This window comes from Acinetobacter pullicarnis (assembly GCF_006352475.1).
GTDB classification, from domain to species: domain Bacteria; phylum Pseudomonadota; class Gammaproteobacteria; order Pseudomonadales; family Moraxellaceae; genus Acinetobacter; species Acinetobacter pullicarnis.
In genome coordinates, this window is record NZ_VCMZ01000001.1 from 2,538,242 (window position 1) to 2,552,985 (window position 14,744).

Here is a 14,744-nt window from a genome sequence, read left to right on the forward strand (position 1 = left end):
TCAAAAATCAAAAAAGCCCATAAGTCATCGAAATGCTTATGGGCTTTTAAGCGACTGGACTCAATTATTTAAATCACCAAGCCCATTCAAGCAACTTAGGCCACGGCGGCAAGCAACTGTGTTAAATGCTGCTCAAGTTTAGGATTATGGCTTTGCCATTGCGGTTGCTTGTCTTTATCAATAATCAGCGCCCGCACCCCTTCAATCAGATCACCAAGCTCAAACCAAACATCTTGTAATTCACGTTCAAGTTGTAAGGTTTGATCCTGTGATAAATTTCGCCCCACCTGCTGCAACTTCAAGCTGGTCTGCATCGCGACCAAAGAACGTTGTTGTAAAATAGCTAATATTTTAGCAGCCCATGCTTGATCATCAGGATTGGTTTCTTGAGCCAGACTCTGTTCAATTTCACTGAGCTGTTGATGGCTAAAATGCTTTTTAATACACGCTGCTCGGCTTTGAATCTCGCTGGCTGCTGGTGCAACGCTAAACTGAGCGATGAGTTGCTCAATGCTCAGTTTCGTTGGATTTGCTAATGCCAATAGGTCTGTTTTCAGTGCAGGTAAACGCTCACTTGCCACATGCACATCAATAAACTTCAAGTAAAATGCATCAGCACTGCTGATCTGTTCACTGCTAAGTGCCATATACACACCAATCTCATCTCGCTGTGAGAGAAAATGAGTTGCACCAACATCTGGGAAATAGCCTATCGCAGTTTCTGGCATCGCAAAACGTGATTTTTCACTGCTGACTCTGATGTGACATGCTTGCGATAAGCCCATACCACCACCCAAAACATAGCCATCTAAAAGTACGACTACCGTTTTTGGATATTTTCTGATGCTGGTCAGCATTTGATACTCGGCAGTAAAATAATCCCGATAATCAATATCGCCACTTTGATAGCTGTCGTATAAATACCGAATATCACCGCCAGCACAGAACGCTTTCGGACTATTTGAATCGATCAGCACGGCCTGAATACTCGGATTGTCACGCCATATTTCGAGTTGTTGAATGATGCCTTGAATCATGGGTAAAGATAATGCATTTAAACTACTCGCACGGTCTAAACCGATTCGACCAAAATGGCCTTGAGTCTGAATTTCTAAATTGTTTTCATGGCTCATGAGCTATCCCTTAAAACTGAATTATTGGGTAAATTTTGCTGGACGCTTTTCAATAAAGGCTTGCATGCCTTCTTTTTGGTCTTGACCTGCAAATACTGCATGGAAAATACGACGTTCGAAACGTAGACCTTCCGCCAGACTACCTTCAAAAGCGCGATTAATCGACTCTTTAATCATCATCACTGCAGTCAGTGATTTTTCAGCAATTTTTTCAGCCGCTTGCATGGTCTGTTCAAGTAATTCTTCTTTGCTAAACACCTGTGCCACCAAACCACTTTGCTCTGCTTCAACCGCACCCATTTGACGTGCTGTTAGGCACATTTCCATGGCTTTGGCTTTGCCTACTGCAAGTGTCAATCGTTGCGTACCCCCAATGCCCGGTAAAACCCCAAGCGTCACTTCTGGCAACGCAAATTTGGCATTGTCCGCGCAATAGATAAAGTCACACATCAGTGCCAATTCACAACCACCGCCCAAGGCATAACCACTTACCGCAGCAATAAGCGGTTTACGGCGTTGACCAATACGATCCGCCAGACTAAAGAAATCATCTAAATAAATATTGGGAAAACGAAGATCAACCATTTCCTTAATGTCTGCACCCGCAGCAAAGGCTTTTTCTGATCCTGCAATCACAATACAGCCAATATTTGCATCTTGTTCTAGCTGATCGAGTGCCAAATTAACTTCGCGAATCAATTCACTATTCAGTGCATTCAATGCTTTGGGACGATTTAAAGTAATCAATCCAACCCCATTACGCTGTTCTAATAAAATACTGTTCCACTGCATGAGAAATTCCTTGTTAAACCCTGTTTATTAAATAATTTAAAGTCAACGTCATCTTTAGAAATATGGGTTGTTGCGTGTGCGAGATGGTTTGGGGAGAGTCGCTTGGTCGCTCCCTTTCCCCTTATCCAACTTGCGAAATATATTCCTCACCCCAAAGGGAGAAGGTATCTACACATCTTTTGATATGCTATTTACGATCCAAAGCAATCCATCCTTACGCAGCATACTACTTAGCTTTTTCGAGACAATCCCTCCCAACCTTAATGCTAGTCAGTTAAGGGCTTTTGTGGTTTAAAAGCACCCTCTTCCCAGCCTTCTCCCAAAGGGAGAAGGGGCTTTCAGACACAATTGATCAATCAAAAATAGCTGTATTTGTCTTAACTGACTGGCATTACTCCCAACCTCCCTTTTTCTAAGGAAGGAGCGTTGTGTAGCCTATACTTGGCTTTGAATTCCCCAAAAAGTCCCCCTCTTTGGAAAAGAGGGGTTAGGGGAGATTGGGGATTTCTGAAATTCAATTAAATTTGCACTCAGCCCTAAAATTCTGAATCTAAACTGGACTTATAGACTGCGTGCAATCACCAAACGTTGAATATCACTGGTGCCTTCATAGATTTGACAAACACGGGCATCACGACAGATCCGCTCAATCGGAAAATCTTTTAAATAACCATAGCCACCAAAAACCTGTAAAGCATTCGAACAAACACGTTCCGCCATTTCCGAAGCAAACAATTTGGCCATTGATGCTTCTGTGAGGCATGATTGACCTGCTTCTTTTAAACGTGCCGCGTAATGTACCAACTGACGTGCAGCTTCAACTTCAGTTGCCATACTGGCCAAACGGAAAGAAATTGCTTGATGCTCAAAAATTGGTTTGCCAAAGGTCACACGCTCATGGGCATAACGCGTGGCTTCTTCAAGCGCTGCACGTGCAAGGCCAACCGATTGCGCTGCAATCCCGATCCGTCCCCCTTCTAAATTGGACAAGGCAATTTTTAAACCTTCGCCTTCCTGACCCAGTCTTAAACTTTCATGAATACGCACATCGGTTAAGGCAATTTGGCAGGTATCTGAAGCATGTAGACCGAGCTTTTCTTCGACACGAATCACTTCATATCCTGGTGTGTCACGTGGCACTAAAAATGCGCTAATGCCTTTTTTACCCGCACTCGGATCGGTGACAGCAAACACAATGATCACCCCAGCATTATGCCCAGAGGTAATAAATTGCTTGGCGCCATTAATTACATATTCTTCACCATCTTTGACTGCGCGGGTTTTAATCGCCACAGCATCTGAACCCGTATGTGGCTCAGTCAATGCAAAAGCACCGATCATTTCGCCACGTGCTAATGGCATTAAAAAACGTTGTTTTTGTGCTTCCGTGCCATATTTCAAAATTGGCACACAACCGACTGAGTTATGTACACTCATAATGGCTGAGGTTGCACCATCTGCAGCAGCCACTTCTTCAAGTGCCAATACATAGGCCAAATTACCAGTATCTGAACCACCCCATTGTTCAGGCACCAACATGCCCATAAAGCCCAGCTCACCCATTTGTTTTAAAGCGCTTGCAGGAAACTGACCCTGTTTATCCCATTCACTGGCAAAGGGCTTGATTTGCTCTTCTGCAAAACTTTTGGCCATGTCACCAATTAAGATTTGTTCTTCCGTAAATAGCATCGTGTCGTTCCTTAAATTTTAAAGCTGAGAAAGCAATCCCTCCCTTGCCAAGCAACGCTGCTCCCCTTGTTCAAAGAGAGGAGCAGTACTGCAGCGCAAGGATGGATTTTTTCGATTCATAATCCATGTCAAAAATGCGACTTAAGCGATGCTGGTTGCCACTTTCTGTTTTTCAATTTCTTGATTACGTAATAAAAAGCGTTGGATTTTGCCACTTGGGGTTTTTGGAAGTTCAGTCATAAACTCGACCAAGCGTGGGTAAGCATGTGCAGAAAGGCGTTTTTTCACAAACTGGCCCAACTCTTCTGCAAGCTTCGGTGTCGCTTGAACACCTTCTGTCAAAATCACAAAGGCTTTAACGATCTCTGTACGCTCAGGATCTGGAACACCGACCACAGCTGCTTCCACCACGGCTTCATGCTCCAGCAAAGCACTTTCCACATCAAATGGTCCAATCCGATAACCCGACGTCGTAATAACATCATCATTACGTCCAACAAAGCTCATACTGCCATCAGCATGCATCTCAGCAGTATCACCCGTGAGATAATACTGACCCAAGAACGGAGACTTACGGCTTTCTTCATAGCCACCAAACCACATCATTGGCGATTGGCTGATATCGACGGCCAATATGCCTGGGACGTCAGGGGCCAATTCCTCACCCTGTTCATTCACGGTCACAATGCGATAACCTGGACTTGGAAAACCTGCAGCACCCGGATGGACATCGTGTGCAAGTGCGTGGTGATTACATACCACCATTCCCACTTCGGTTTGACCATAATGGTCATAAATCGGTGCATTGAGGACTTGTTTAAACCAACGGATCACTTCTGGATTTAATGGCTCTCCTGCACTACTGACACGACGGAATTGACCGCGCAATTTCGCCATTTCTTCTTGATCCGCAGCCATCATCATGCGATAGGCTGTGGGTGCACCAGTCAAATTGGTAATACCGTACTCTTGAACAATGCGAGATAAACTTTCAATACTGAAGCCACCTTCATAGAACAAAGTCGCGTGACCCAACAATAATGGCCCGGTAATCCCATAGTACAAACCATAGGCCCAACCTGGATCTGCAATATTCCAGAATGAATCCTGCTCCGTTAGCCCTACGGCATCTTGGGTATAACGACCAAAGGCAATCAGTGCTTTTAATGGCACTTTTAACGGTTTAGCCGGCCCAGTGGTGCCCGAAGTGAACATCAACAAGAATGGATCTTCAATACTCAGCAGCTCTACCGCACAATCGGCAGACTGACGCTCAATTTCGCCCCAGAAACTGAAATCACCCGCGGGTAAATCAGCATCGTCTTTGCCTGCAACAGTCATAATGCTTGGGCAGTCAGCAACCTCATTTAATTTAGAACGATTGCCTAGATCGGTGACGACTAACTTGCTTTGCGCCATATTGAGACGATGTTCAATCGCTTTCGGGCCGAACGCAGTAAATAATGGCTGATAAACAGCGCCAATGCGCCAAGCCCCTAAAATGGTCATGATCAACTCAGGTGTCCGTGGCAATAGACCTGAAACCCGATCGCCTTTACCTACACCTTGAGATTTTAAGAAATTCGCAAATTGACTGGCACCTTTTTGGAGTTCACTAAAGGTGTATTGTTCTTTGCGGCCATCCTTGCCTTGCCAATAGAGGGCAACTTTATCTGCATCTGACTGCGCATGGCGGTCACAACACTCATAACAGGCATTTAAAGCATCAATAGAGCCTGAAAGTAAATCTTTTGCAGCCATTTCTAAATTAAATGCACGTGCTGCTTCTTGATAGTTCAACATATTTCTAACCTCAGTCTAGACTTTTTGTTGTTCATGACGAGTTAGGGTCTATTGGCAATCCATGCCAGGCATCATCCCACCCTTTGATCAATTGCTTAATTAATAACTGACTTAAGCAACAATCTAGGTATCCTTGAGATGATGTGTGAACAGACCCAAGCTTTAGCAAAACCTTGCTAATATCCTATTTCGATCACACTTTATTATCATTACAATAGATCGTGTTAATAACTCAGTAATTGCACGATCCATCGCACCAATAATATTACTTAATAATCAATGCAGTAATTATACTTTAGCCGGTAAATATTGTTGAATAATACTGGAGAAATCCAAACCTGCATTGCCTTGCATACAACGTTGCTGATAAAGCTGTTGCACAAAACCACCGAGTAAAATCGGTTGCTGTGCCTGCTCAGCCGCTTCAACGGCAAGACCTAAATCTTTAAGCATCAATTGCGTGGCAAAACCATCTTGATAACCACGTGCCGCAGGTGCATTGGCATTAATACCCGGCCACGGATTGCAAACATCGGAACTCCAGCAACGACCGCTTGAACTGTTAATCACGCCAGCCAACGCTTCTGGATCAATCCCAAGCTTGGCACCCAGTGCCATCCCTTCGGCTACGGCAACCATTGAAATACCAAGAATTAAGTTATTACAGATTTTGGCAATCTGTCCTGTGCCAACATCACCGCAATGCACAATATTTTTGCCCATAAGGCTTAAATAGGGCTGGATCGCTTGAAAGATCGGTTCATCTGCACCCACCATAAAGGTTAAGGTGCCCGCTTGTGCGCCAATAGTGCCACCTGAAACCGGGGCATCGCAGACATTGATATGTTTGGCTTTTGCCGCAGCAGCAACGTCTTTAATGCTTTGCGGATCAATGGTACTGCTGTCGATACACAAGGCACCAGCTTTGAGCACCGCCAAGATGCCATTTTCACCCAGATAGACTTCACGTACATGTTTGGCCGCAGGCAACATGGTAATCACCACGTCCGCCTGTTTGGCAGCGGCTTGTGGGCTGTCGCAGACCACACCGCCACTTGCTGCAAACTGTTCCAGCGCTTTCGGACTTAAGTCAAAACCAAAAACCTTTTGGTCTGCCTTGAGCAGGTTTTGCGCCATGGCACCGCCCATATTTCCTAAACCAATAAAAGCAATATTCATGATGTTGCTCCTTAGCCTAGGTTAATCGTGGTGTTGACTTTACCGCTGTCTTGGCTGTCTTCAAACCAACGACTGGTAATGGTTTTGGTTTGAGTATAGAACTGTACCGCTTGTTTGCCATAGGGACCCAAATCACCCAATTTCGAACCACGTGAACCAGTAAAGCTAAAGAATGGCACTGGCACTGGAATTGGAATATTAATCCCAACTTGACCAATATTAATTTGATGTTGGAAAGTTCGTGCGGTCGCACCACTTTGGGTAAATAAGCCCACACCATTACCAAATGGGTTGGCATTCACCAATGCAATCGCTTCTTCTAGCGTATCGACACAAATCACTGCCAAGACCGGACCAAACACTTCTTCTTTATAAATGCGCATGTCTGTGCTGACTTGACTGAAAATGGTTGGGCCAACAAAGTTACCTTGCTCATAGCCTTTAACCTGTACATCACGACCATCAAGCAACAGCTGTGCACCTTGCTCAACCCCACTGTTGATCAAATCAATCACACGCGCTTTGGCACGTGGCGAAATCACCGGGCCAACATCGGTATTTGGTTCATGTCCTGCATTTACACTTAAGGTTTTGGCTTTTTCAACAAACTCAGCCAACCAGTTTTTAGTTTCACCGACCATCACTGCAACTGAAAGTGCCATACAACGCTGACCCGCAGCACCAAATGCAGCACCAACCAAGGCATTTAAAGTCTGTTGTTTATTGGCATCTGGCATAATTACCGCATGGTTTTTCGCACCCATCATGGACTGTACGCGTTTGCCATGTTGCCCAGCAAGGTTATACACATGCGTACCAACTGCGGTTGAACCAACAAATGAAATCGCTTTGATGTCGTTATGGGTACAGAGTAAATCGACCACTTCTTTACCGCCATGCACCACGTTCAGTACACCAGCAGGCACACCCGCTTGAAGCGCCAACTCCACCAACATCATGGTAGACAATGGATCTTGCTCAGACGGTTTTAAGACAAAGGTATTACCGCAAACGATTGCCATTGGGAACATCCACAATGGAATCATGGCTGGGAAGTTAAATGGGGTAATCCCTGCGCAAACACCTAACGGTTGTTGCAACGTATAGCTATCGACACCACGCGCCACGCCTTCAACGTACTCGCCCATTTGCAAAGTACCAATTGAACAGGCATGTTCAACGACTTCTAGGCCACGCTGAATATCCCCTTCTGCATCGGCCAAGGTTTTACCTTGTTCAGCCGTCAGGACTTTGGCGATTTCTTTGGCGTGAATACGGATTAATTCTTGCAATTTAAGCATGATGCGCATACGCGCTTGAATTGGCGTCTGGCTCCAACTGGCAAAAGCATTTTGTGCAGATGCAATGGCTGCGTTAATTTCTTCAGTGGTGGCAAATGGGACTTTGCCTAACACTTCCTGTGTCGCTGGATTGACAATGTCTTGCCATTCAGTGGTCTTTGAGTCAACAAATTCCCCATTGATCAGCAATTTAACACTGGTTAATTGGTTTGCGAGCATCGGGTTATGAATTGCGTTCATGGTCTCTCCGTAGGGACGAATTATTGTTGTCGATCCATTTGCTTGATCAGTTAAACGGCCTGTTTACTGTCTGCTGTACTATCTGCTGTACTGTCACTGCTTTTTTGAAAATACGGACTTAAGCGTATGATCATCCTTTAAAAACGTATTTTCCGTTACGTCATGAAAACAGCCTAGCAAAGAAAACTTTGACCACCAACGCAAAATGTTGCACGATGGTTGTGCAAAAAAGCACAGGACGTAAAAACAATGAGTGTGGATTGGAACCACTTACGCTTTTTCTTGGTTTTGGCACGGGCTAAAACCCTGACCAATGCCGCCCGGCTGATTGGAGTTGAACACAGCACCGTAGCGCGGCGGATTCAGGCGCTCGAACAAGAACTCGGTACCCAACTGTTTAAACGAGAGGCCAGTGGCTATGAACTGACCCTTGAGGGTGCAGCATTAGTGCCACGGGTTGAGCTGATGGAACAAGCCTTTTTACAGATTGAAAAAACCAGTCCAGTACAAGGTCATGTGCGAATTGGCACCCCTGAAGGTTTTGGAACTGCATTTTTAGCGCGGCTATTGGCAGTGTTTTTACAGCAATATCCCCTGTTGTCTGTCGATTTAATTCCAGTTCCGAAAATGCTTAAGCTCTCACATCGTGAAGCAGACATTGTGATTTCGATTGATCGACCCAAATCAGGGCCATATATCATCACCCGACTAACCGACTACTGCCTCAAAATTTATGGCAGCACAAGCTATTTGGCTGCAAACCCAGCGATTCACAGTTTGGATGACTTACCACAGCACCGTTTTGTTAATTATATTGATGACTTGATTTATAGCCCGCAACTGTACTGTCTGGAACGCCTGCCCCTACAACTGACTGCCAATTTTCGTAGCAGTAGTATTTTGGCACAGCAAATAGCGGTGAGTGCGGGCGCAGGCCTCGCGATTTTGCCGAAGTTTTTGGCCGATGATAAACCTGAACTTGAAGAGGTTTTGAGTAATCAGGTCAGTTTCACCCACACCTTTTGGATGCTGACCTTTGTCGACTTGCATCATGAACCCCGGATTAAACTGGTCTGGGATTTTTTAAGGCAACAAGCAGAGGCGTATCAGGGTTTGTTAATGGATTAGGCTAATTTAATTTTAAAAGCATTCTGAATAGACGGTTCCATTCTGATGTGATGGAACTCAATAATAAAAATATGATTAATACCATTTTCAATATCGACTTTAACTATTATATTTTCCTTAAAATAAACAACTCAACTTAATAATAATATAGGTTTTAAATTAATATCTTTCAAAATATTTCAATATGACTTACACCGCAAATTATCAAACTCAATTTACACCCTATACTCACAAAGCCCTAAACCCCAACTCGACCAACATAATCAAACATTCAAATGTATAAGCAATAAAGTTGTTTTAATTCAAAAAAACATTGTAAATGAAATGTTTTTTGATTGTTTCAGATTGTAGATTTATAGTTTGTTTTGCAACGAAAACCAAGATTATCCAGTTTTATTTTGAAGATTATTAATCTATAGAGAAAATAACATGAAAAAATTAATTTTAGCTGCCTCAACAATAATTATCGGGCTATCAAATGCTTATGCTGTAGATGGTAAAGTCACGATCAATGGCAAAGTCACAGATCAAACCTGTACAGTCGATACGAACTCTAAAAATATTATTGTAACTTTGCCGACTGTATCTAAAAGTACATTATTTGCTGCTGGTGAAACAGCAGGTCGTACTCCCTTTGCCATAAAACTAACCAACTGCTCGATTGGTCAAGTCACCAGTTATTTTGAACCAGGTACAACAGTTGATCTCAGTACAGGTCGATTAAACAATCAAGCTTCTGGAACTCCTGCAACAAAAGTCCAAGTTCAACTCTTAACGGATAATGGCACTATCTTGCCTATTCTTGGTGTCCCACCAACAGACCCCGCACAATGGAAAGTGATTAGCGTTGCAGGAAGTGCTGTAACACTAAATTACTTTGCCGAGTATGTTGCAACCGGTGCTGCAACAGCAGGTGATGTCACAACCAGTGTGCAATACACGATGATTTATCAATAATTTTGCTGTTTTAAAGGTGAAGTCAGCTTGCTTGCTTCACCAACCGTTTTTTGAGAAATGACTTTGAGAAATAACAATGATTATAAATAGTACTTTTTCGACCTGCATGCTGAGTTTTTTACTCCTCTGTAGCGACTTAAATGCGGAGGTTATTCTGCATGGTACACGTGTAATTTATCCTGCAGAAGCCCGTGAAGTCACCTTACAACTGAGTAATATCGGTGAAGTACCCTCATTGGTTCAGGCTTGGATTGATGATGGTGATCCGAAAAGTACACCTGATCAATCTACAGCACCGTTTATGATTTCTCCCCCCATTAGTCGTGTGAATGCAAAGAAAGGACAAGCGCTGCGGATTACTGCACTGCCGAATGCAGCATCATTAAGTAAAACGCAAGAAACGTTATTCTGGCTAAATGTCTTAGACATTCCACCGAAACCTGAAAGTAATGCAGTGAATGTAGATGCGCCAGATAATTATTTACAACTGGCAATACGTTCGCGAATTAAATTGTTTTATCGGCCAAAAGGTTTAGAACAAGCTGCATTAGCACCAGAAAAAATACAATGGGTCCGTGATGGATCTCAGTTAAAAATTCAAAATCCCACTGCATTTTATATAACCCTAACCTCCATCCAGCAAGAACAGTCCGGCAAAACCCTTAATCTAATTTCTGATGGATTAATGCTCAAACCACATACTGAAGAAATACTAAACTTACAGCATCTAGAAAATAGAAAAATGATATTTACCACCATAAACGATTATGGCGGTCATTCAGAGTATGAGTTAAAACTTAAATCAGTTATTTAATAATGATATGAATAAAAACACCTATTTATAATAGGCGGGTTGTCTTATGTCTAAAATTGCATCAAAAAAATATAAACGGTCAAGAAAAATAATATGCTATCTGTATAGTTATGGCACCATTATACTTTGTACTCCCATGATCGTGAGTGCATTAGAGACAACACCACCAAAACAAGAACAATATGCAAACTTTGATTCCACCTTTCTAAAAGGTGATGCAAATAAAATCGATATGGCTCGTTTTAAATATGATAATTCAATCTTGCCTGGTGAATATAATGTTGATATTTACATAAATGATAATTGGATCGGAAAACGCCGACTCCTTTTCACGGCACCGCATCCAAATGAAAATGCTTCAACCTGTTTCAGCTCGAATGATTTAATTAAATACGGGGTAAAAGCCAATCTTTTACAAGCCAAAGTAGCAGACTCAAGCAATACACAATGCCTCAAAATCGAGCATTGGATTGATGACGCATTCTATCGCTTTGATAGCGCCAATTTACGTATCGATCTTTCTATTCCACAAGCTGCCATGCAAAAAAATGCCCAAGGTTATGTTGATCCAAGTCTCTGGGATCGTGGCATTAATGCAGGGTTTATCAGCTATAACACCAATGTTTATAAAAGCTTTAGTGACTTTTCTAATCATCAGGATCAAATACATGCCTTTGCTTCCATTACCGCTGGCGCCAATCTTGGCGGTTGGCAATTCCGTCATCAAGGCCAATGGCGCTGGTCAGAAAGTATTACAGATGCGCAGTCCCGTTCTCAATACGATGCCGTCAGTAGCTATGTACAACGTGCCTTTCCCCAATACCGCAGTCAACTCACGCTAGGTGATTACTTTAGCAGTGGCAATATTTTCGATTCCTTCGGTTATCGCGGGGCTGAACTCCGAAGTGATGATTCGATGTTGCCCAATAGTCAATTGGGCTATGCCCCTAGAATACGTGGTACTGCAAAAACCAATGCCAAAGTCGAAGTGCATCAACAGGGTCAGTTAATTTATCAAACCACTGTTGCAGCAGGAAATTTTGAGATTAATGATCTCTACCCCACCGGTTATGGCGGTAACTTAGAGGTTTCTGTGATTGAGAGCAATGGTGAAATTCAACGCTTTACTACCCCTTATGCATCGGTTGTGCAAATGCTGCGACCAGGTTTAAACCGGTACTCTGTCACAATCGGGGAGTTTAGAGATCGCTATTTAGAGATTAAACCTTGGGTTGCTCAAGTGACCTATCAGCGTGGTTTAAATAACTATCTTACCGCATATGGCGGTATACAGGCCGCTGAATATTATCAAGCGCTGGCGATTGGAACTGCATTTTCAACCCCCATTGGTGCCATTTCATTGGATATGACCCACTCAGCCGCAGATTTTACCCGCACACGTGAGTATGGACAAAGTTATCGTATGAGTTATAGCAAATTTATTAGTCCAACGCTCACCAATTTCACTTTGGCAGCCTATCGTTATTCCACTGAAAACTTTTATCAATTGCAAGACGCGCTCGCCATTCGCGACTTAGAAAATCACGGCCTGAGCACAGGTCATATTGGCAAACAGAAAAGTCAGTTTCAGCTCACGCTCAATCAGGGCTTACCTGAAAAATGGGGAAATTTTTATATCACAGGATCTTGGATCGATTATTGGAATCGTGCAGAAAGCTCAACAAACTATAGTCTCGGTTATAACAACCGCTACCGCAGTTTAAGTTATGGCCTCTCCGCCAATAGGCGCTTGATTGAGAACAAAACAACCGAAATACTTCAAGATGACACACAATATATGCTCAGTCTTTCATTTCCTCTCGATTTTAAAAAACACAGCATTAACGTCAATAGTAGTGTTACCGAAAACAATATAAACATTGGTCTAAATGCTCACTTAGGTGAACGCTTTAACTATGCCGCGTCAATATCGGAGAGCTATGGGGAACGGCCAAGCTTCAACGTGAACAGCCAGTATCGAAACAATATCACAAACTTAACCGCTGCCTTTAGTCATACACAGCACTATCAGCAAGCGATGCTTGGCGCACAAGGGACGGTGGTGGCACATGCTGGTGGATTGTTATTTGGTCCAGATCAAGGTCAAACCATGGTCGTCGTTTATGCACCAGAGGCCAATGGGGCTGCTGTCAGCAATACCACAGGCTTGAGGGTGAATAAATCAGGTTATGCCGTCATTCCCTATGTCACACCATATCGTTTAAACGACATCAGCCTTGATCCACAAAACATGTCAATCGATGTTGAGTTATCTGAGACCAGTCAAAAAGTCGCGCCCTATGCAGGTGCGATTGTTCAAGTCAGTTTTGTCACCAAACAAGGCAAGGCACTCTATATCCGCGCATTAACAACAGCCGGTAAAAATCTCCCATTTACTGCCAATGTCTATGATACGGCAGGCGAAAATGTCGGCATCGTGGCACAAGGTAGCCTGATCTATTTAAGGACACAACAGATCAAAGGACAGCTTCAAGTGAAATGGGGTGAAGCCGCCGATGAACAATGTTGGATTCATTACGACTTAAGTGCGCAGACACAAGACAAAACCAAACATATGCTGATGACTAATGAGGTATGCCAATGAAAATCACAAATTTAATACTCGTCTTGGGGCTGTGCAGTGTTGGTTCTTTTTCAAAAGCAAATGCAGCCTGTTCACCCCAATATCCAGCAAGCTTTACCACAATCAATGTCGTCTTTAATGTTGGTACAGTTGTTGTTCGTCCAACGGATCCTGTCGGTAAGATATTAAATGGCAATGGCAATGGGATCGCTCAATTTCCTTATTCTACCTCTCCCATCCAAACTAATTTGAATTGTACATACAGCACTTATACCTTCGAAGGTAAGATTATTCCTGGGTTTGGGGCAAACAGTCCGGGCAATAACATCTATCCCACCAACATCGCGGGCATAGGCATCAGAATTCGTACGGAGTCACCTGGATTTGCATATACCTACCCCTATAGCTTTTCACAGACCACCTCTGGTACTTTCTCCCTTGCCCCTGGCCCGCTTGTGGTTGAAATTATTAAAATGGAAAATATAACAGGTTCAGGACCATTACAGGCAGCGACTTACTCTAGCTTTGGTATTGCAAATGCCCCAATTTGGTTAACTGGAACCGTTAATCCCAATTCAATTATTATTAATACCACCACCTGTGAGTTTAGCAGCGACAAAGATGCTGTTATCTCATTAGCAACAGTACAAAAATCTGGATTTAGCGGTGTCGGTTCAACCCAAGGTGAAAAAGCATTTATGCTCAATCTCAAATGCAATGCAGGGGCACCTTCAGCCAGCACAACCATTATTAATAATATCGGATTAACCTTTAACTACACCAACATTCCAACAAATATGGGAGTAATGAGTAATCAAGTTCCTGTACTGACCCAAGCCAAAGGTGTGGGGGTTCAACTGGTCTCAAATTATAATAATACTGAAACGATTATCAAAACTGGCGATCGCTTAGCCTTAGGTAATTTTCGTGCAAATGATAGTACGCTTGATTTTAATATCCCAATGAAGGCACGTTATTATCAGTATGACCCTACGATTACCACCGGTGATGTGAAGGCATTAGCCACCATCAATATTACCTATAATTAAAGATCTGCTTTGGTACTGAGGCAAGTTAAAACAGCTTTTAATGCTCAGGCTTAAAACCATCTCTTTAAATCAAAC

Annotated in this window: 11 protein-coding genes; 5 read left to right on the forward strand and 6 right to left on the reverse strand. The window is 43.1% G+C overall.

Annotated features, from left to right (window positions below):
* Positions 1–95: 95 nt before the first annotated feature.
* The 6 genes from FD716_RS11185 to FD716_RS11210 all read right to left on the reverse strand — a co-directional run bounded on the left by FD716_RS11185 (position 96) and on the right by FD716_RS11210 (position 8,137).
* Positions 96–1,133 carry an enoyl-CoA hydratase/isomerase family protein gene (locus tag FD716_RS11185; RefSeq protein WP_139852409.1) on the reverse strand — a complete coding sequence of 346 codons (1,038 nt, stop codon included), beginning with the start codon at positions 1,131–1,133 and terminating at the stop codon, positions 96–98.
* A gap of 21 nt (positions 1,134–1,154) precedes the next feature.
* A complete protein-coding gene (locus FD716_RS11190; RefSeq protein WP_139852410.1) occupies positions 1,155–1,925 on the reverse strand; it encodes an enoyl-CoA hydratase-related protein in 771 nt (256 codons plus the stop codon).
* Positions 1,926–2,486: 561 nt separating this feature from the next.
* Positions 2,487–3,614, reverse strand: a complete 1,128-nt coding sequence (locus FD716_RS11195; protein ID WP_139852411.1) for an acyl-CoA dehydrogenase family protein — start codon at positions 3,612–3,614, stop codon at positions 2,487–2,489.
* Positions 3,615–3,755: 141 nt separating this feature from the next.
* Positions 3,756–5,417 (reverse strand): AMP-binding protein, encoded by a 1,662-nt coding sequence (locus tag FD716_RS11200; protein ID WP_139852412.1) that lies wholly within the window; start codon positions 5,415–5,417, stop codon positions 3,756–3,758.
* Between the two features lie 288 nt (positions 5,418–5,705).
* Entirely contained in the window at positions 5,706–6,596 is an 891-nt protein-coding gene (gene mmsB / locus FD716_RS11205) for a 3-hydroxyisobutyrate dehydrogenase (protein WP_139852413.1), read from the reverse strand.
* Between the two features lie 11 nt (positions 6,597–6,607).
* Positions 6,608–8,137: a CoA-acylating methylmalonate-semialdehyde dehydrogenase gene (locus FD716_RS11210; protein ID WP_407641889.1), complete on the reverse strand. Its 1,530-nt coding sequence runs from the start codon at positions 8,135–8,137 to the stop codon at positions 6,608–6,610.
* Between the two features lie 249 nt (positions 8,138–8,386).
* Between FD716_RS11210 and FD716_RS11215 the strand changes: the two genes are divergently transcribed.
* From FD716_RS11215 to FD716_RS11235, 5 genes are all read left to right on the forward strand, one after another.
* Entirely contained in the window at positions 8,387–9,265 is an 879-nt protein-coding gene (locus FD716_RS11215) for a LysR family transcriptional regulator (protein ID WP_139852414.1), read from the forward strand.
* Between the two features lie 429 nt (positions 9,266–9,694).
* Positions 9,695–10,222, forward strand: a complete 528-nt coding sequence (locus tag FD716_RS11220) for a fimbrial protein (protein WP_139852415.1) — start codon at positions 9,695–9,697, stop codon at positions 10,220–10,222.
* 76 nt (positions 10,223–10,298) lie between these two features.
* Positions 10,299–11,036: a fimbrial biogenesis chaperone gene (locus tag FD716_RS11225; protein ID WP_139852416.1), complete on the forward strand. Its 738-nt coding sequence runs from the start codon at positions 10,299–10,301 to the stop codon at positions 11,034–11,036.
* Between the two features lie 46 nt (positions 11,037–11,082).
* Entirely contained in the window at positions 11,083–13,641 is a 2,559-nt protein-coding gene (locus tag FD716_RS11230; protein ID WP_139852417.1) for a fimbria/pilus outer membrane usher protein, read from the forward strand.
* Complete coding sequence (locus FD716_RS11235; protein WP_171477030.1) at positions 13,638–14,669, forward strand: fimbrial protein; 1,032 nt, start codon at positions 13,638–13,640, stop codon at positions 14,667–14,669. Before FD716_RS11230 ends, FD716_RS11235 begins: the two co-directional genes overlap by 4 nt.
* The last annotated feature ends 75 nt before the right edge of the window (positions 14,670–14,744 follow it).

Coding starts and splice junctions, on each gene's coding strand:
- FD716_RS11230 (WP_139852417.1), top strand. CDS start 11,083: ATGTCTAAAATTGCATCAAAAAAATATAAACGGTCAAGAAAAATAATA.
- FD716_RS11210 (WP_407641889.1), bottom strand. CDS start 8,137: ATGAACGCAATTCATAACCCGATGCTCGCAAACCAATTAACCAGTGTT.
- FD716_RS11225 (WP_139852416.1), top strand. CDS start 10,299: ATGATTATAAATAGTACTTTTTCGACCTGCATGCTGAGTTTTTTACTC.
- FD716_RS11190 (WP_139852410.1), bottom strand. CDS start 1,925: ATGCAGTGGAACAGTATTTTATTAGAACAGCGTAATGGGGTTGGATTG.
- FD716_RS11220 (WP_139852415.1), top strand. CDS start 9,695: ATGAAAAAATTAATTTTAGCTGCCTCAACAATAATTATCGGGCTATCA.
- FD716_RS11235 (WP_171477030.1), top strand. CDS start 13,638: ATGAAAATCACAAATTTAATACTCGTCTTGGGGCTGTGCAGTGTTGGT.
- mmsB (WP_139852413.1), bottom strand. CDS start 6,596: ATGAATATTGCTTTTATTGGTTTAGGAAATATGGGCGGTGCCATGGCG.
- FD716_RS11200 (WP_139852412.1), bottom strand. CDS start 5,417: ATGTTGAACTATCAAGAAGCAGCACGTGCATTTAATTTAGAAATGGCT.
- FD716_RS11185 (WP_139852409.1), bottom strand. CDS start 1,133: ATGAGCCATGAAAACAATTTAGAAATTCAGACTCAAGGCCATTTTGGT.
- FD716_RS11215 (WP_139852414.1), top strand. CDS start 8,387: ATGAGTGTGGATTGGAACCACTTACGCTTTTTCTTGGTTTTGGCACGG.
- FD716_RS11195 (WP_139852411.1), bottom strand. CDS start 3,614: ATGCTATTTACGGAAGAACAAATCTTAATTGGTGACATGGCCAAAAGT.